Source organism: Nocardioides sambongensis, assembly GCF_006494815.1.
GTDB lineage: Bacteria > Actinomycetota > Actinomycetes > Propionibacteriales > Nocardioidaceae > Nocardioides > Nocardioides sambongensis.
In genome coordinates, this window is sequence record NZ_CP041091.1 from 24926 (window position 1) to 42154 (window position 17229).

Genomic DNA, 17229 nt, shown 5'->3' on the forward strand with positions numbered 1-17229 from the left:
TCCGCCCCTCGATCGGGCCCGATCGCGCGGCCTGCGTGCGCGCGTGCGCGCCCGGCCGGTGTCAGAGCGGGGTGACGCGGCTGATCCGGTGCAGCGGGTAGGAGCGGATCGCATCGGGGTCGTCCGGGGATGCGTCGACGTCGCGGGCGCTGAGCTCGCCGCCCTCCACTCGGAGCGGGGCGACCACCCGCTCGGCGATGACGCCCTGCCGGTCGGTGAAGCCGATCTCGACCCGGCCGCGCCGCTCGATCGCGTCGCGCAGCGCCGACGCCGCGCCCCCGGCGGTGCTGGCCGAGGCGGGCCGGCGCCGGGCCTCGGCCTCGCCCTCGCGCAGCGCGCGCAGGGCGACCTCGACCTGGGCCGCTGCCTGGGCCGCGGCGCGGGCGGAGCCGCGGGCGCCCGCCTCCCGCGGACGGCGGGCCCGCAGCTGCTCGCTCGCCCCGACCCGGACCACGCCGTCGGCGCCCTCGACCACCGGCGCGAAGCCGAGCTCGCGCATCCGCGGCAGCAGGACGTCGACGGGGAGGGTGCTGATCACCACCGTGGCCGCGATCCGGCGCAGCTCCAGGTGGGCGGCGCGCGGGTGGTTGACGAGCTCGGCGAGGGCGACCTCGTCCTCGGAGGTCAGGTAGGCCGTGGCGAGACCGACCCGGAGCCGGCCGAAGCCGCGGACGGCGTCGTCGACGAGGTAGTCCAGCGGCTGCGGGACCGGGGTGCGGGAGCACTCCGCGAGGAAGGCCTTGATCTCACCGCCGCTCCACCCGGCGTCCAGTCCGCGGCGGATCGAGCCGGGCGTGAACCGGTACACGCCGCCGGCGCCGTGCGACTCGAGGTCGGCGATCTGCTGGAGCCGGCGGGCCAGGTCCGGCTCCAGCGGTCCCGGCGCGACCGCGGTCAGGTCGGCCTGGACCAGCACGTGGTCGACCGGCCGGGGCACCACGCCGGCCAGCAGCGGGGTCGGGTCCTCGCCGCGGGCCAGCGCCCGGCCGTAGTCGGTGAGGACCCCGGCGCCGGTCAGCCCGAGGTGGGCCGCCTCCTCGACCGCCCAGCCGACCAGGTCCACCCGGGTGCGTGGACGGCGCGGGCGCCGCCAGCCCAGGCGTGCGACCAGCGACGGGAGACCGGTCCCGGCGGCCGGCCCGGTGCCGTCGGGCAGGTCCGCCAGCTCGGCGAGCACCATCGCCTTCGCCTCCGGCATGCCCACCGCCGACAGCTCGGGCGTCAACGCGTTCCAGGGCTTCTGGTCCGGGCCCCGCTCACCCACCAGCAGCGGCAGCCGGGGACTCGCCACCCAGGCCCGGGCCAGCACCGTCCATCGCTCGGCGGTCTCCCGGCCGCACCAGGCGTCGAACTCGTCGGTCGGCACCCACACCGGGTTGCCGTCGGCGTCGGCCCGGGAGCCGAGCAGCCCGGCGGCCGAGGCGACCTCGGCCAGCAGCGCGGCCTCCTTCGGGTCCACGCCCAGCCGCTGGGCCGCGGACCGGAGCTCGCGCACACCCAGCCCGGAGGTGCGCAACGCCGCGGCCGGGACCTCGCCCCACCCCTGCAACAGCTGCTCGGTACGTCGTACGAACTCGGTGGCGGCGCCGACCGCGGCGCTGGCGACCAGCCGGGCGGGACGAGGCTCCGCGGCGATCGTGGGCGCGACATCGACCGGCTCCATCGTGGTGCGGCCCCCGCGCCGGGCCAGGCCGACCTCGCCGGGGACCACCAGCATGTCGGGGTGGGCCGATCCGCCGCTCTGCAGCAGCCTGCGGCTGGTCAGCTCCTCGGCGGGCGTACGGGCGTCCGCCGGCGGGAGCCCGACGCGGGTGGTGCCGGCTCTGGCCAGGCCACCGGCCTCGATCACGTGATCGAGCAGAGCGGTCGCCTCGGCGGACAGGTCGGCGACCGCCGCGACGATCTCCTCGACCGGGCGGGGCCGCGCGGACCGCGGCCGCAGCCCGCTGACCCCGGCCGCCGGGTCGGACCCCAGGCAGTCCGCGACCCCGGTCAGCGGGCGCAGGCCCTCCGGGGAGTTCCAGATCAGCGCCCGCTGCTGCAGTTCCTCCAGGGTCGCCGCGACGTACTCCGGCGAGGCTGACACCATGGGGATCAGCTCGTCCGTGGTGGTTTGTCCGGCGACGACAAGGGCATCTAGCACCGAGAGCTGGCCCCGGGTGAGACTGTCCAGGGCACGCAGGATGGAGTTGCGGACCGCGGCTCGCGAGGCGAGCTGACTGAAGTCGTGAGGTGCAGGTGTGGCGAGGTCGACACGTTCGGTGAGCAGGCGACGGAGCCGTTCGTCGGGCCACGACCGCAGTTGGTCGGCCAACGACCGGTGCCGACCGGATCCCTCGTCCACGCCTCCCACGCTACCGACGCGCGGAGTGGTCCGATGACCCGCGTGGAGCTGCACCACGGCGGTGCCAGCGATGTCGGCCTGGTGCGAGAGGCCAACGAGGACGCCTACCTGACCGCCCCGCCGGTCTTCGTGGTGGCCGACGGGATGGGCGGCCACGATGCCGGCGACGTGGCCAGTCGGTTCGTGGTGGAGGAGTTCGAGGCACTCGCCGAGTCCGGTGTCACCGGTGGCGACGCCGACAAGGCCGCCGAACGGGTGGCGGCGACCTTCCGCCGGGTCCAGGAACGGATCTCCGCCTACGACGCCGAGCAGCAGGACGCCGGCGCCATCGGCTTCAGCGCAGGTACGACGGCCGTGGTCGCCGTGCTGGTCGAGCAGGACGGTCACGCGCGGTGGTTGCTCGCCAACATCGGTGACTCCCGGATCTACCGCTACACCGAGGGCGGCCTCGAGCAGGTCAGCGTGGACCACAGCGTCGTGCAGGAGATGATCGACGCCGGATCGATCACGGTGGCGGAGGCGGCACTGCACCCCAGCCGGCACGTCATCACCCGGGCGCTGGGCGCCTCGGCGAGCGGGGAGGCCGACTACTTCCTGCTGCCGCTGCCCGCGGCCGAGCGGCTGCTGCTCTGCTCGGACGGGGTGAGCGGGATGATCGACGACGCACAGATCGCCGCGATCCTGGCCGAGACCGAGGACCCCGCGACGCCGCGGACCGCCTGGTGTCCGCCGCGGTGCGGGCCGGCGGACGCGACAACGCGACCGCCGTCGTGATCGATGTGGTGGGATTGGCCCACGACATGCCGTACGACTCCGACGCCGAGCGTCTGAGTCTGGAGGAGAAGCTGGGAGCGCTCCCATGAGCCTGACGAGTCCGACCGCCCACGCCTGGTCCTACCGTGCCGGTGCCTGGTATGCGATCTTCGGGAGCAACGCCACGGTGTTCCTGCCGGCGGTCCAGAAGGAGACGGTGGTCGGCATCTGGGCGCTGGTCGACGGTGGCGCCGACTTCAACGAGGTCCTCGACGCGCTGCTCGCCTCCGGGCTGAGCCGGCTGCCGGGGTTCGCGCTCGTGACCGCCGGTGAGGGGCCGACCCGTGTGCTGCTGCGCGGCGCCGAGGTGACGGCATCGGTCGTGGCGGACGGTGAGACCATCGAGCTGGACGGCGTCGCGGGCGGCACCTGGGTGGAGCGGACCTTCACCGCGCCCGACTCGCTCTCCATCCGTCTGGACGGCGGCGAGCAGGCGCCCGACGCGGCCGGTGCGGGCGAGGACTACCCGATCGTGACCGGCCTGGTCCGCGCCGGGAGGGTGGACAGCCCCGGCCTGGTCCCGAGCGCCGGGCAGGCGGCCGCACCAGCCGCCGAGCCGTCGGACGTCCCGGCCGAGAACGCCGGGTCGGATGCCGCTCCGGTGGCTGCCGCCGGCGTCGGATCGGGGGTCGCGGTGGGGGTTGCCGCCGCCCGGGCCGACATGGCCGACATGGACGACATGGACGGCGGGGCCGGGGAGATCGGCGAGGCCGACGAGACGGGCGAGATCGGACCGGCGACGGAGATGATGGAGTCGGTGGCGGAGGCCTCCGCCGCACCCGCCGGGGGCGCGCCCGCGGGCGACCCGTTGAGCGATCCCCTGAGCGACCCGTTGAGCGATCCCCTGAGCGACCCGTTGAGCGATCCGCTCCCTGACCTGGACGACGACGCCGCCGACGACGGCGACACGGGCGGTGCGGAGAGCGGTGCGGAGAGCGGTGCGGCGGAGGACTGGGTGACCCCGTGGGGATTGCCGGCCGGTCCGCCGCCCCCGGCACCTCCGGTCGTTCCGGCGGCCGCCGACGTCGCGCCGGACGCCGGCGCCACGGCGCCCGAGGACCTGGACGACGACACGCAGCCTCCGGGCGAGCAGCTGCCCGCGGCCGACGTGCCGCCGGGCTTCCCGCCGCCGCCCACCGACGCTCCCTCGACCGACGCGCCGCCTCCGCCGCTGGGCATCGGGACCTGGGAGTCGGTCGGCGCCTCCGCGGACGATCACGACGGCCAGACCAACGCGGAGGCCGCGGCGGCACCGGCCGACGCCCGGACCGGCCAGGCGGTGGCGCAGCTGCTGATCTCGGACGGCCAGAGCGTCGTGGTGGACCGGGTGGTCCTGATCGGACGCTCCCCGGAGGCGCGACGCTTCACCTCCAGCGAGCAGCCCCAGCTGATCACGGTGCCCAGCCGGCAGCACGAGATCTCCTCCACGCACGTCGAGGTGCGCCCGGGCACCGGTGCCGACCACGGCACCGCGGTGGTCACGGACATGGGCTCCACCAACGGCACCGTGCTGGTCCAGCCCGGCCTGGGCCCGGAGGACCTCAAGCCGGGCATCGCCGTGCAGCTCATCCCCGGCGCCATCATCGACCTCGGTGACGGCATCACGATCCAGGTCTCCCGGCCCTGACCGCCGGGCCGACGTCTCGGAGCGCCCCCACCATGTCCCCGCCTGCCCCCGGGGCGGTCCCGACCGCCGACCCGGTCACCGAGTTCCCGGCCGCCGACCTCGAGCGTCGGTTCACCGCGTATGCCTTGGACCGCCTGTTGGCGTGGGGCGTCGCCGCCGGCATCGGGTACGGCGTCGGCCGGCTGGTCGCTCCCGGCGAGTTCCTGCCTGCGGCGGGGATCGCGGTCGGCGTGCTGCTGTTGATCGGGCTGGTCACCGCGGTGGTGCTGGGGACGACCGCGCTCACCCCGGGGATGGCACTGACCGGGCTGCGGGTGGTGCGGGCCGGCGACGGGATGCCGATCGGAGTGGGTGCGGCGCTGATGCGCACGATCGTGCTGGGCCTCGCCGGGTTGCCGACCCTCGGTCTGGGCGCGGCCATGCTGGCGTGGACCGCGGCGATGGACCCGTCGGGTCGGCGGCGCGCGCGGCACGATCGGATCGGTGACGCGGTGGTGGTCGACGTACGTCCTCGACCGGTGGTCGAGGTGGAGGCCGACGACCGGCCGCAGCAGGTGGTCAACCTGACCGCGATGCGGCTGCTGCCCAGCCCGACCCCTCAGGCGACCTCGACCCCCCAGGCGACCCCCCAGCCGACCCCCCAGCCCGCGGCCCCGGCACACACCCCGAGCGCGGCGCCCGGCCCGAGCTCGGCACCGAGCCCGAGCGCGACACCCACGCCGAGCGCGGCGCCGCAGCCGACCCCGGCGGTCCGGCCGGACCCGGTGTCCGCCCCCGACCGGGTCCCGCCGACCCCGCGCCGGCCGCGCGCCCGGCCCCTGCGCCGCCCGCGCGCCCGACGCCGGCCACCCCGCCGGGCACACCCGCCCGACCGTCGATCCCACCCTCACCGCCGCCGGCGCCCTCCGGCGCGGGCACCGGGCAGCGTCGACGCGCCACGGACGCGCGTTGGCGGGTCACCTTCGACACGGGGGAGTCGTTCGTCGTGGAGGGGCTGGCGATCGTCGGCCGCCGTCCGGAGCCGCGGGCGGGGGAGCCGGTCCGCCACGTGGTCCCGCTGCGCTCGGAGGACATGTCCCTGTCGAAGACCCACGCCCAGTTCCAGGTGGTCCCCGACGGTGCGCTCGTGGTGATGGACCGCGGCTCGACCAACGGCTCCTACGTGCTGCGCGGCGGCGCCTCGAAGTCACTCTCCCCGGGGCGTCCGACGACGCTGATCGACGGCGACCAGGTGCGCTTCGGCGACCGCACCATGCGGGTCGCGCGAGACGGCTGAGCCGGGCCCCGGCAGTCCGAGCCGTCCGGGCCTCAGGGTGGGCCCGGCTGCTGGCGCCACTCGGCGCGCAGGATGCCGTAGACGCCGGTGTCGCTCCAGGAGCCGTCCCAGGAGGGGAAGTCGGCGCGGGTGTGCGCCTCGTGCCGCAGGCCGAGCCGCTCGCACAGCCGCACCGACGCCGTGTTGCGCGGGTCCAGCTGTGCCGAGACTCGGTGCAGCGGATAGTGCGAGAACGCGAGGTCGACCACCGCCCGGGCCGCCTCCGTGGCATAGCCGAGCCCGGCGACATCGGGGGAGAAGACCCAGCCGATCTCGGCCACGGCCGGCGGGTCGTGGTCGGTCAGCCGGGAGCCGAGGCGCAGCATCACGTCGCCGATCACCCGCCCGTCCAGGTCGGCGGCCAGGTGCAGGGCGTCGCCCGGTCGGGACGGGGCGGTGCCGGCGCCGAGGCGGTCCAGCCGCGCCCGCAGCCCCTCCTGGTCGGTGGGCGGGAACGGCAGGAAGCGGCACACCTCGGGGTCGCGGTAGTAACCGAGGTCGTGGATGTCCGCCGGGCGGAGCGGACGCAGGACGAGCCGCGCGGTGCGCACCGGTAACGGCGGCGCGGCGAGGGTCGGGCCGGTCGGGTCGGTCCTGCTCTGCGCGTCCACGCCACTGCCTCCGCACGTCGTCGGACGGCCTGCCGTCGGCCGCCCTGGGCCTGTCGATCCTGCACCGTCCACGGGCTGCGCGGCCACCCGGAGGGAAAGGGGTTCGGGCGTCGCGTGGCGATGGCCTACGATTCCCGCTGGCCGGGTCCACCGGCCCCCAGCTCCTAGGAGAGAGGTCGAGGACGGTGCCGACTGGCAAGGTGAAGTGGTTCGACGCGGACAAGGGATTCGGGTTCCTCTCCCAGTCCGACGGTCCGGACGTCTACGTCCATGCCGACGCGCTGCCCGAGGGCCTCACCACGGTGAAGCCGGGGACGCGCGTGGAGTTCGGGATCGCCCAGGGCCGGCGCGGCGAGCAGGCGCTCCAGGTGCGGGTGCTGGACGCGCAGGCCTCGGTCTCGCGCAACAAGGCCCAGGCCAAGCGCAAGAAGCCCGAGGAGATGGTCCCGATCGTCGAGGACCTGATCCGGCTGCTGGACGGCGTGGGCGAGTCCTACCGGCACGGCCGCCACCCGGAGCGTCGTACCGCTCAGCCGGTCGCCAAGCTGCTGCGCGCGCTGGCCACCGAGCTCGAGTCCTGACCGTCAGCGGCTGCCGCCGGCACGCGGAGGGTCCGCGGGCGCCGGCGGCGCCGGGGCCGAGTCCGCTCCGGCGGGGCGCTTCAGGAGGCTCCGCGCGCCGAGGGTGAAGACCGCCCAGGCGGAGAGCACCACCGCTGCGACGCCCAGCCCGAGCTGCGGGATCCAGGGCATCGCGATCCCGACGAACCCGCCGATCACCCAGGCCAGCTGCAGCGTGGTGTCCCCGCGCGCGAACGCGCTGGAGTGGGAGCGGGCGGGGACGCCGGTCTGGATCGTGGAGTCCAGCGACACCTTCGCGAGGTATTGCATCAGGCCGGCGGTGAGACCGAGGGCGACGATGGTGATCAGGTTGTAGAAGACCGCTGTCACCGCACAGATCGCGATGTCGGCGAGCAGCGCGACCACCACCATCACGGCGGGGTTGATCCTCCGCGCCATCGACGCCACGAGGATGCCGAGCGTGTTGCCCAACCCGGCGCCGCCGATGACCAGTCCGATCAGCAGCGTGGTGCGGTCCTCCCAGCCCGGTATCGGCTCGGCGCGGAGCAGGAACGCCATGTACATGGTCAGGAAGCCCGAGAGCCAGCGCGGACCGCAGTTGACGCGCAGCGCGAAGGCCACCTTGGCCGGCATGCCGGTGCCGCGGCGTCCGGTGGCCGGGTCGCCGACCTGCTGCTCGCCCTCGCTGGAGTCGACCCGGGCCGGCAGCAGGATCGCGGCGACGGTGCCCAGGACGAAGACGAGGAACGCGTAGCGCAGGGTCCACTCGGCGCCGAAGAAGGCGGCGATGCCGGCCAGCGGCGCCGACACCGAGGCTCCCACCACGCCGGCGAGCGACACCCGCCCGTTCGCCTTCACCAGGGTGATCTCGCGCGGCAGCAGCCGGGGCACGGCGGCGGCCCGTGTCACGCCGTACGCCTTGGAGGAGACGAGCACCCCCAGGGCGGCGGGGTAGAACCAGATCGACTCCGAGGCGATCGCCCCGGCCAGCACCCAGCACAGGAAACCGCGGATGGCGAAGGTGGCGCCGATCGCCCAGCGGCGGCCGTGGCTGAACCGGTCGAGGAACGGGCCGATCAGGGGAGCGACGATCGCGAACGGCAGCATGGTCAGCCCGAGGAAGAGGGCGACCTGGCTGCGCGCCTCGCTGGTGGCGCCGGCGAAGAAGATGGTGCCCGCCAGGGCGATCGCGACCGCCGCGTCCCCGGCGGCGCTGCAGGCGTGCAGCTCGATCAGGCGGTTGAGGCCGGACTTGTCGGCGCCCTGCGCGCCGGCCGCCCGCCGGGCCCGGCGGACGGTGGCCCGCCCGGCGCGTCCGGTGGCGCTGGCGGTGGCCCGGACTCCGCGCGCGGTCGCCTTCGCGCCGCTGCCGAGGCTCTGACCGACGGTCCGGCCGGTGCCGTCCGTGGAACCGCCCGCGGCCGGGTCGGGAGCCGTCGGGCCAGCCGGGGAGCCGGGGTCGTGTCCGTCGGTGCTCACCTGGCCTATCTTGCCTGCTCGGTCCGACGACTTCGGCGAGCGACCCGGCCCACCGCGGCGGCCACCCCGGGGTGACGGGCCCGGCGCCGATGAGGGATGCTGTGCCCGTGGCAACCCTGGAGCGCAAGTCGACCGACGCCGTCACCGTGGAAGCGGTGGAGGCGGCGCGCGCGGCACTTCTGGACGACGTCGACGCCCAGGACGTCGGTGACCACCTCGGTCACCAGGTCGACGGACTGCGGCTGGTCACCCACCTGTTCGCGTGCCGGCGCCGGGGCTACCAGGGCTGGCACTGGGCGGTCACCCTCACCCGCGCCTCCCGGCAGCGGAAGGTCACCGTGGTGGAGACCGTGCTGCTGCCCGGCGCGGAGGCGATCACGGCCCCTGCGTGGGTGCCCTACCGGGAGCGCATCCAGCCCGGTGACATGTCGCCCGGCGACCTGCTGCCGGTCTCCGACGACGACCCGCGCCTGGTCCCCACCTACTCCTTCGGCGACGACCCGCTGGACGCCGACGACAAGGCCCAGATCCGAACCGTCGCCAAGGACCTCGGCCTGGGTCGCGTCCGCACCCTCTCGCCGGAGGGCGGGACGCCGCCGCCGAGCGCTGGTACGACGGCGCGGCCGGCCCCGAGGCGCCGGTGGCCAAGTCCGCCACCGACCAGTGCTTCAGCTGCGGCTTCCTGGTCCGGCTCGCCGGTCCGCTGTCCGAGACCTTCGGCGTCTGCGCCAACGGGGACGCCAACGACGACGGCCGGGTGGTCACCTTCGACCACGGCTGCGGCGCCCACTCCGAGGTCCGTCTCAGCAAGCGGCAGCAGCCGCAGCCGCCCGCGCCTCCGGTGCTGGACACCTTCTCGCCGGAGGACCTCGAGTCGTTCTGAGCATCCAAGCTGAGAGTGGGTCAGCCCGGGTGCGGTGACCCCGCGCCGTCGGCCGCCAACACCCACACCGCGTAGTCCTCGTCCACCGGGCGCAGGTCGTAGCCGCCGAACCGGTGCTGCACCACCAGACCCGCGGCGGCCGCGTCGGCGACGAACTCCTCGGGTCGGTAGGCGCGGGCGGTGGCCGGCCCGCCGCGCAGGTGGAAGCCGACCAGCACCCGTCCGCCCGGGGCGAGCAGCTCGCGCAGCCGCACCAGCACCGCGACCTCGGTCGACTCGGCGACGAAGGTGATCACGTTGCCCACGCAGACGATCAGGTCGAACGCGGTCGGCGCGCCAACGGCCGTGAGGTCCTCGGCGTGCAGCGCGAGGATCTCACGGGGCACGACCGCCAGCCGCGGGTAGGTGCGCCGGGACTGCTCGACCAGCGCCGGGTCCGGCTCGGCGCCAACCACGCGGTGGCCGCGGTCCAACAGCGCGGCGCCGACCCGGCCCATCCCCGAGCCGGCGTCGAGCACGCGTGCGCCACGCGCGACCAGTGTGTCGGCCAGCCGCGCCTCGCCGTCGACGTCGGCGCCGTCGGCGACGAGCTCGGCGAAGCGGCTGCCGTAGCCGGTGTTCCTCGCCCCGCCCTGGGCCCACCGGGTGGGCGGCAGCGGGGCGTCAGTCACGGTCGGCCTGCTGCCGCGCGGCCCGTCGCCGCTTGCAGTAGTCCTGGCCGATCAGGCCGAGGCCGACGCCGGTGAGGCACATCCACAGCAGCCAGGTGGTCTCGTTGGTCTGCAGCCGTCCGTAGAACGGAAGCAGGCCGAGGAAGGCGAGGAGGAACAGAGCGGTGCCGACCTGGACGGTCCGGACCCCGTCCACGTCGAGCGGCTCGACGGGCGCGATCAGGTACGTGCGGTTGCCGATCTCGCGCTGCTCCGGCTGTTCGTCCCTGGGCTCCACGCCCCCATCGTAGGAGATCGGCCCTCCGCGGGAATAGTTAGCAACGGTAAGGAGTTGTGATCCCCGTGCCCACCGCCACCCGAACCGCGCGCACCGATGCCGGCCTTGCCAGCGAGCTCCGGCTCGGCGTGATGCGGCTGCGCCGTCGACTGATCGCCGAGCGCGACCCGGCCAACCCGCTCAGCGCCGGCGCGATGGCCGTCCTCGGGGTGCTCCACCGGCACGGAGCGGCGACCCCGGGGGAGCTGGCCGCCGCGGAGCGGGTGCGCCCGCCGAGCATGACCCGGACCGTCGCCGCGCTGGCCGCCGGTGGGTACGTCGAGCGCCACCCGCATCCCGAGGACGGCCGGCAGGTCGTCGTACGGATCACGGAGGCGGGGCGCCGGACGGTGCTCGCCGACCGGGCCCGGCGAGACGCCTGGCTGACCCGCGGTCTGGCCGCCCTGGATGCCGAGGAGCGCGAGGTGCTCCGCCGCGCCGCCCCGATCCTGGACCGCCTGGCCCAGGCCGACTGACCGCCCGCACGACCGCCGACCAGCACGACCGCCGACCAGCACGACCGCCGACCAGCACGAGGAGTCACCACGAGCCCCCGATTCCGCTCCCTGTCCCACCCGAACTACCGCCTCTACTTCGCCGGCAGCGTCGTCTCCAACGTCGGCACCTGGATGCAGCGCGTCGCCCAGGACTGGCTGGTCCTGACCATCCCCGGCAACGGTGGCGCCGAGCTCGGCATCACCACCGGGCTGCAGTTCCTGCCGGTGCTGCTGCTCTCGCCCTACGCCGGTGTGATCGCCGATCGCTTCCCCAAGCGGCGGATGCTGCAGATCACCCAGGCGACGATGGCGCTGGCCGCGCTCGCCCTCGGTGTGGTGGCGATCTCGGGGCACGTGGAGACCTGGCACATCTACGCGCTCGCGTTCGCCTTCGGCATCGGGTCGGCCTTCGACGCCCCGGCGCGCCAGGCGTTCGTCTCGGAGATGGTCGGTCCCGAGGACGTGACCAACGCGGTCAGCCTGAACTCGGCCGCCTTCAACACCGCCCGGATCCTCGGCCCGGCGTTGGCCGGCGTGCTGATCGGGGTGCTCGGTGGCGGCACCGAGGCGACCGGCTGGGTGATCGGTCTCAACGCGATCTCCTACCTCGCGGTGATCGCCCAGCTGGAGCGGATGGACGTCGCGGCGCTGCACTCGCCGCGTCCGGTGGGGCGTCAGCCGGGGATGCTGCGGGAGGGCGTCGCCTACCTGCGGACGCAGCCGAAGATGATGATGATCCTGGTGATCGTCTTCTTCGCGGGCACCTTCGGGATGAACTTCCAGATGACCTCGGCGCTGATGGCCACCGAGGTCTACGGCAAGGGGCCCGGCGAGTTCGGGCTGCTCGGCTCGGCCCTGGCGGTCGGCTCGCTGAGCGGTGCGCTGATCGCCGCCGGGCGGACCAAGGTGCGGCTGCGGCTGATCGCCGGGGCGGCGCTGGCCTTCGGGGTCGCGGAGATCGTGGCCGGCCTGATGCCCGGCTACTGGACGTTCGTGCTGATGTGCCCGCTGATCGGTCTCGCCACGATCACCCTGCTCAACTCGGCCAACGCCACCCTGCAGGTCGAGTCGGACCCGCTGCTGCGGGGCCGGGTGATGGCGCTCTACATGACCATCGTGATGGGCGGGACCCCGCTCGGCTCGCCGGTGATCGGCTGGATCGGCGAGACGTACGGCGCCCGCTGGACGCTGCTGGTCGGCGGGGCGCTGGTGATCGTCGGTGTCGGTGTCGCGCTGCTGGTGCGTAGCAGCGCCGAGCAGCGGGTCGCCGCCCGGGCCGGGGAGCCGGCACCCGCGGGATCTGTCATGCTGCGCGGGTGAGCAACACGCGTGACGGGAGCGCCACGACGGGCACCCTGGACAACTTCTTCAAGATCAGCGAGCGGGGCTCGACCGTCGGGCGCGAGGTCCGGGGCGGCCTCGTCACCTTCTTCACGATGGCCTACATCATCGTGCTGAACCCGCTCATCCTCGGCTTCGCGGTCGACGCCGACGGCCAGTTCCTCGGCGGCGGGGGTGAGCCGAACCTGGCCGCGATCGCCGCCGGCACCTCGTTGGTCGCCGGCGTGCTCACGATCCTGATGGGCGTCGTCGCCAACTATCCGATGGCATTGGCCACCGGCCTCGGCCTCAACGCCTTCCTCGCCGTGGCGGTCGCCTCCCAGATGACGTGGGCGGACGCGATGGGCCTGGTGGTGCTCGAGGGCCTGGTGATCCTGGTGCTGGTGCTCACCGGCTTCCGGACCGCCGTCTTCCACGCCATCCCGTCCCAGCTCAAGGTGGCGATCTCGGTCGGCATCGGCCTCTTCATCGCGCTGGTCGGTCTCGTCGACGCGGGGGTGGTCACCCGGATCCCCGACGTCGCCCAGACCACGGTGCCGGTGCAGCTCGGCTTCGACGGCCAGCTCAGCGGCTGGCCGGTACTGATCTTCGTCGCGGGCCTGCTCCTCCTGGCCGCGCTGTGGGTGCGGCAGGTGCCCGGCGCGATCCTGATCTCGATCCTGGTGATGACCGTGGTCGCGATCGTCGTCGAGGCCATCGTCGACGCGGGCGACGCCTGGGGGCTGTCCGTCCCCGCGCTGCCCGACACCGTGGTGGACACCCCGGACTTCGGCACGCTCGGTGAGTTCAACCTGTTCGGCTCGTTCTCCGAGGTCGGCGTCATCGCCGCCCTGCTGCTCGTCTTCACGCTGCTGATCGCCGACTTCTTCGACACCATGGGCACGATGACCGCGGTCGGCGCCGAGGCCGGGCTGCTCGATGAGGAGGGCAAGCCGCCCCACGCCGAGCGGATCCTGGTGGTGGACTCCCTGGCCGCAGCGGCCGGCGGTGCCGCCGGTGTCTCGTCGAACACCTCCTACATCGAGTCCACCACGGGGGTCGGCGAGGGCGCCCGCACAGGTCTGGCCTCGGTGGTCACCGGCGCGCTGTTCCTGCTGACGATCTTCCTGGCGCCGCTCGCGGCGATGATCCCCTCGCAGGCCGCCGTCCCGGCGCTGGTCCTGGTCGGCTTCCTGATGATGCAGCAGATCGGCGAGATCTCCTGGAAGGACGTCGAGATCGCCTTCCCGGCGTTCCTGACGATCGTGCTGATGCCGTTCACCTACTCGATCACGGCCGGCATCGGCGCGGGCTTCATCACCTTCGTCTTCCTCAAGGCGGTCCGGGGCAAGGCCGGCCAGGTGAGCCCGCTGCTGTGGGTGGTCTCGGCCCTGTTCGTGGTCTACTTCGCCATCGACCCGCTGACCCGCTGGCTGACCTGAGTCACCGACGGGGACACTGACCGGACCGACGCCTGGAGGACCGCACGGCCCAGGCGGCGACGGGCCGCTCCGGAGCCTCGGCTCCGGGGCAGCCTCGCAGTTTTGCGTACGCCTCAGGCGGCCGGTAATCTCGTGGCTTGTGTCTGGCACGCCGGACACGTCGCGCGCGCCCCGCCGAGCACCATCGCCGGCCCGGATGCGCCCGAGGCACAGAGCAGCAAGCATCACCCGTGCCCGGCAAGGTGCCGAGCACTGAGAGACCACCGAAAGGGAACCACCAGGTGCCCACCATTCAGCAGTTGGTCCGCAAGGGCCGCCAGGACAAGGTGTCCAAGAACAAGACGCCTGCCCTGAAGGGATCCCCCAGCGTCGCGGTGTCTGCACCCGCGTCTACACCACCACCCCGAAGAAGCCGAACTCCGCCCTCCGGAAGGTCGCCCGTGTGCGCCTCTCCAGCGGCGTCGAGGTCACCGCTTACATCCCGGGTGAGGGTCACAACCTCCAGGAGCACTCGATCGTGCTCGTTCGCGGCGGTCGTGTGAAGGACCTGCCCGGTGTCCGTTACAAGGTCATCCGTGGCGCGCTCGACACCCAGGCCGTGAAGAACCGTAAGCAGGCCCGCAGCCGCTACGGCGCGAAGAAGGAGAAGTAAGGATGCCTCGTAAGGGCCCCGCGCCGAAGCGCCCCATCGACATCGACCCGGTCTACGGGTCGCAGCTGGTCACCCAGCTCGTCTCCAAGGTCCTCCAGGACGGCAAGAAGCAGGTCGCCCAGCGGATCGTCTACTCCGCCCTCGAGGGCACCCGGGAGAAGACCGGCACCGACCCGGTGATCACCCTCAAGCGTGCGCTCGACAACGTCCGCCCGGCGATCGAGGTCAAGTCCCGCCGCGTCGGTGGCGCGACCTACCAGGTCCCGATCGAGGTCAAGGGCAACCGCGGCACCACGCTCGCGCTGCGCTGGCTCGTCGGCTACGCCGCCGCCCGCCGTGAGAAGACCATGAGCGAGCGCCTGATGAACGAGATCCTCGACGCCTCCAACGGCCTCGGTGCCGCGGTGAAGAAGCGCGAGGACACCCACAAGATGGCCGAGTCGAACAAGGCCTTCGCGCACTACCGCTGGTGACGTCCCGGTGGGGCGGGCAACCGCTCCCACCGGCCGTTCCGGCATCCAGTCCCGAACCTCACTATCTAAGGAACGCTGACTCACGTGGCAGTCGACATCACGACGGACCTGAACGTCGTCCGCAACATCGGCATCATGGCGCACATCGACGCCGGCAAGACCACCACCACCGAGCGCATCCTGTTCTACACCGGCATCACCTACAAGATCGGTGAGGTCCATGACGGTGGCGCCACCATGGACTGGATGGAGCAGGAGCAGGAGCGCGGCATCACGATCACGTCCGCCGCGACGACCTGCTGGTGGAAGGACCACCAGATCAACATCATCGACACCCCCGGGCACGTCGACTTCACCGTCGAGGTGGAGCGCTCGCTCCGCGTCCTCGACGGCGCGGTCGCGGTCTTCGACGGTGTCGCCGGTGTCGAGCCGCAGACCATGACGGTCTGGCGCCAGGCGAACAAGTACGCCGTCCCGCGGATGTGCTTCGTCAACAAGCTCGACCGCACCGGTGCCGACTTCTTCAACTGCGTCGACATGATGGTCGACCGGCTGAACTCCACCCCGCTGGTGCTGCAGCTCCCGATCGGCGCGGAGTCCGACTTCCTCGGTGTCGTCGACCTGGTCGGCATGCGTGCCCTGACCTGGCGCGGCGAGACCGCGATGGGTGAGGACTACGAGGTCGAGGAGATCCCGGCCGAGATGGCCGAGCAGGTCGCCGAGTACCGCGAGAAGCTGCTCGAGACCCTCTCCGAGGCCGACGACGAGGTCATGGAGAAGTACCTCGAGGGCCACGAGTTCACCGTCGAGGAGCTGGAGACCGCGATCCGTCGCGCGACCCTGGCCGACAAGATCAACCCGGTCCTGTGCGGCACCGCGTTCAAGAACAAGGGCGTGCAGCCCCTGCTCGACGCGGTCGTGAAGTACCTGCCCTCGCCGCTGGACGTCGAGAACATCGTCGGTCACGACGTCAAGGACGAGGAGATCGAGGTCTCCCGCAAGCCCTCCGACGACGAGCCGTTCTCCGGCCTGGTCTTCAAGATCGCCTCGGACCCGCACCTGGGCAAGCTGTTCTACCTGCGCGTCTACTCCGGCAAGGTCGAGGCTGGTGCCACCGTCACCAACCCGGTCAACGGCCGCAAGGAGCGGATCGGCAAGATCTACCAGATGCACTCCAACAAGCGTGAGGAGATCGCATCGGTCGGCGCCGGCCAGATCGTCGCCGTGATGGGTCTGAAGGACACCAAGACCGGCCACACGCTGTGCGACCCCAGCAACCAGGTCGTGCTCGAGTCGATGACGTTCCCGGCCCCGGTGATCGAGGTCGCGATCGAGCCCAAGACCAAGAGCGACCAGCAGAAGCTGGGCACCGCGATCCAGCGGCTCACGGAGGAGGACCCCACCTTCACCGTGAAGACCGACGAGCAGACCGGTCAGACCATCATCGCCGGCATGGGCGAGCTGCACCTCGAGGTCTTCGTCGACCGGATGAAGCGCGAGTTCAAGGTCGAGGCGACCGTCGGCAAGCCGCAGGTGGCCTACCGCGAGACCATCCGCGCCAAGGTGGCGAACCACTCCTACACGCACAAGAAGCAGACCGGTGGTTCGGGCCAGTTCGCGAAGGTCGTCATCTCGGTCGAGCCGAGCATCGACCCGGAGACCGGCACCGGCGCGGGCTACGAGTTCGCCAACAACGTCACCGGTGGTCGCGTGCCGAAGGAGTACATCCCCTCGGTCGACCAGGGTGCGCAGGAGGCCATGGAGTTCGGCATCCTCGCCGGCTACCCGATGGTCGACGTGAAGGTCAGCCTCGAGGACGGCGCCTACCACGACGTCGACTCCTCCGAGCTGGCGTTCAAGATCGCTGGTCTGCAGGCGTTCAAGGAGGCCACGCGCCAGGCGCGCCCGGTCATCCTCGAGCCGATGTTCGCCGTCGAGGTCACCACGCCGGAGAGCTTCCTCGGCACCGTGATCGGCGACATCAACTCGCGGCGCGGCCAGGTCCAGGCGCAGGAGGAGCGGCACGGCGACATGGTCGTCGAGGCGCTGGTCCCGCTGTCCGAGATGTTCGGGTACGTTGGCGACCTGAGGTCCAAGACCTCTGGTCAGGCGTCGTACTCGATGGAGTTCGACTCGTACGCCGAGGTTCCCACGAACATCGCCGACGAGATCATCAAGAAGGCGCGCGGCGAGTAATCCTCTCGG

The 17229-nt window shown here is 72.8% G+C and carries 14 protein-coding genes and 3 pseudogenes; 12 read left to right on the forward strand and 5 right to left on the reverse strand.

What is annotated here, in order from left to right; genetic code table 11:
- Positions 1-61: 61 nt before the first annotated feature.
- Positions 62-2344, reverse strand: a complete 2283-nt coding sequence (locus FIV43_RS00130) for a helicase-associated domain-containing protein (RefSeq protein ID WP_141012493.1) — start codon at positions 2342-2344, stop codon at positions 62-64.
- A gap of 33 nt (positions 2345-2377) precedes the next feature.
- On the opposite strand from FIV43_RS00130, the gene FIV43_RS00135 reads away from it, so the two are divergent.
- From FIV43_RS00135 to FIV43_RS21775, 4 genes and pseudogenes are all read left to right on the forward strand, one after another.
- Positions 2378-3118, forward strand: coding sequence for a PP2C family protein-serine/threonine phosphatase (locus tag FIV43_RS00135; RefSeq protein WP_231123577.1), 741 nt, complete (start codon positions 2378-2380; stop codon positions 3116-3118).
- Positions 3119-3203: 85 nt separating this feature from the next.
- Positions 3204-4784 carry an FHA domain-containing protein gene (locus FIV43_RS00140; protein ID WP_141012494.1) on the forward strand — a complete coding sequence of 527 codons (1581 nt, stop codon included), beginning with the start codon at positions 3204-3206 and terminating at the stop codon, positions 4782-4784.
- A 32-nt stretch (positions 4785-4816) separates the two neighbouring features.
- A pseudogene (locus tag FIV43_RS23615) lies at positions 4817-5209 on the forward strand (RDD family protein); the annotation flags it as partial.
- Positions 5210-5769: 560 nt separating this feature from the next.
- The gene (locus FIV43_RS21775; RefSeq protein ID WP_231123578.1) at positions 5770-6060 is read left to right on the forward strand and encodes an FHA domain-containing protein; all 291 of its coding nucleotides are present in this window, start codon (positions 5770-5772) and stop codon (positions 6058-6060) included.
- A 32-nt stretch (positions 6061-6092) separates the two neighbouring features.
- Here FIV43_RS21775 and FIV43_RS00155 read toward each other — a convergent pair whose 3' ends face one another.
- Complete coding sequence (locus FIV43_RS00155; protein ID WP_141012497.1) at positions 6093-6710, reverse strand: GNAT family N-acetyltransferase; 618 nt, start codon at positions 6708-6710, stop codon at positions 6093-6095.
- Positions 6711-6895: 185 nt separating this feature from the next.
- On the opposite strand from FIV43_RS00155, the gene FIV43_RS00160 reads away from it, so the two are divergent.
- Positions 6896-7291 carry a cold-shock protein gene (locus tag FIV43_RS00160; protein WP_141012498.1) on the forward strand — a complete coding sequence of 132 codons (396 nt, stop codon included), beginning with the start codon at positions 6896-6898 and terminating at the stop codon, positions 7289-7291.
- Between the two features lie 3 nt (positions 7292-7294).
- Here FIV43_RS00160 and FIV43_RS00165 read toward each other — a convergent pair whose 3' ends face one another.
- Positions 7295-8770 carry an MFS transporter gene (locus tag FIV43_RS00165; protein WP_141012499.1) on the reverse strand — a complete coding sequence of 492 codons (1476 nt, stop codon included), beginning with the start codon at positions 8768-8770 and terminating at the stop codon, positions 7295-7297.
- Between the two features lie 89 nt (positions 8771-8859).
- Between FIV43_RS00165 and FIV43_RS00170 the strand changes: the two are divergent.
- A pseudogene (locus FIV43_RS00170) lies at positions 8860-9653 on the forward strand (DUF3027 domain-containing protein).
- Positions 9654-9673: 20 nt separating this feature from the next.
- Here FIV43_RS00170 and FIV43_RS00175 read toward each other — a convergent pair.
- Entirely contained in the window at positions 9674-10324 is a 651-nt protein-coding gene (locus FIV43_RS00175; RefSeq protein WP_141012500.1) for a class I SAM-dependent methyltransferase, read from the reverse strand.
- Positions 10317-10601, reverse strand: a complete 285-nt coding sequence (locus FIV43_RS00180) for a DUF2530 domain-containing protein (RefSeq protein ID WP_231123579.1) — start codon at positions 10599-10601, stop codon at positions 10317-10319. Before FIV43_RS00180 ends, FIV43_RS00175 begins: the two co-directional genes overlap by 8 nt.
- Before the next feature lie 65 nt (positions 10602-10666).
- On the opposite strand from FIV43_RS00180, the gene FIV43_RS00185 reads away from it, so the two are divergent.
- The 6 genes and pseudogenes from FIV43_RS00185 to fusA all read left to right on the forward strand — a co-directional run bounded on the left by FIV43_RS00185 (position 10667) and on the right by fusA (position 17220).
- Positions 10667-11116, forward strand: a complete 450-nt coding sequence (locus FIV43_RS00185) for a MarR family winged helix-turn-helix transcriptional regulator (protein ID WP_231123580.1) — start codon at positions 10667-10669, stop codon at positions 11114-11116.
- 90 nt (positions 11117-11206) lie between these two features.
- Positions 11207-12457 (forward strand): MFS transporter, encoded by a 1251-nt coding sequence (locus FIV43_RS00190; RefSeq protein ID WP_141012501.1) that lies wholly within the window; start codon positions 11207-11209, stop codon positions 12455-12457.
- Positions 12454-13899 (forward strand): NCS2 family permease, encoded by a 1446-nt coding sequence (locus FIV43_RS00195; RefSeq protein WP_141012502.1) that lies wholly within the window; start codon positions 12454-12456, stop codon positions 13897-13899. The genes FIV43_RS00190 and FIV43_RS00195 overlap by 4 nt, the downstream gene beginning before the upstream one ends.
- Before the next feature lie 281 nt (positions 13900-14180).
- A pseudogene (gene rpsL / locus FIV43_RS00200) lies at positions 14181-14551 on the forward strand (30S ribosomal protein S12).
- Between the two features lie 2 nt (positions 14552-14553).
- Positions 14554-15024, forward strand: a complete 471-nt coding sequence (rpsG, locus tag FIV43_RS00205) for a 30S ribosomal protein S7 (protein WP_141012503.1) — start codon at positions 14554-14556, stop codon at positions 15022-15024.
- A 135-nt stretch (positions 15025-15159) separates the two neighbouring features.
- On the forward strand, positions 15160-17220 hold the full coding sequence (gene fusA, locus FIV43_RS00210) for an elongation factor G (RefSeq protein ID WP_231123998.1): 2061 nt from the start codon (positions 15160-15162) through the stop codon (positions 17218-17220).
- Positions 17221-17229: the final 9 nt, after the last annotated feature.

Bases quoted from the DNA above. Each gene is read 5' to 3' on its own strand.
- FIV43_RS00135 (WP_231123577.1), top strand. From the start codon at position 2,378: ATGACCCGCGTGGAGCTGCACCACGGCGGTGCCAGCGATGTCGGCCTG.
- FIV43_RS00140 (WP_141012494.1), top strand. From the start codon at position 3,204: ATGAGCCTGACGAGTCCGACCGCCCACGCCTGGTCCTACCGTGCCGGT.
- rpsG (WP_141012503.1), top strand. From the start codon at position 14,554: ATGCCTCGTAAGGGCCCCGCGCCGAAGCGCCCCATCGACATCGACCCG.
- fusA (WP_231123998.1), top strand. From the start codon at position 15,160: ATGGCGCACATCGACGCCGGCAAGACCACCACCACCGAGCGCATCCTG.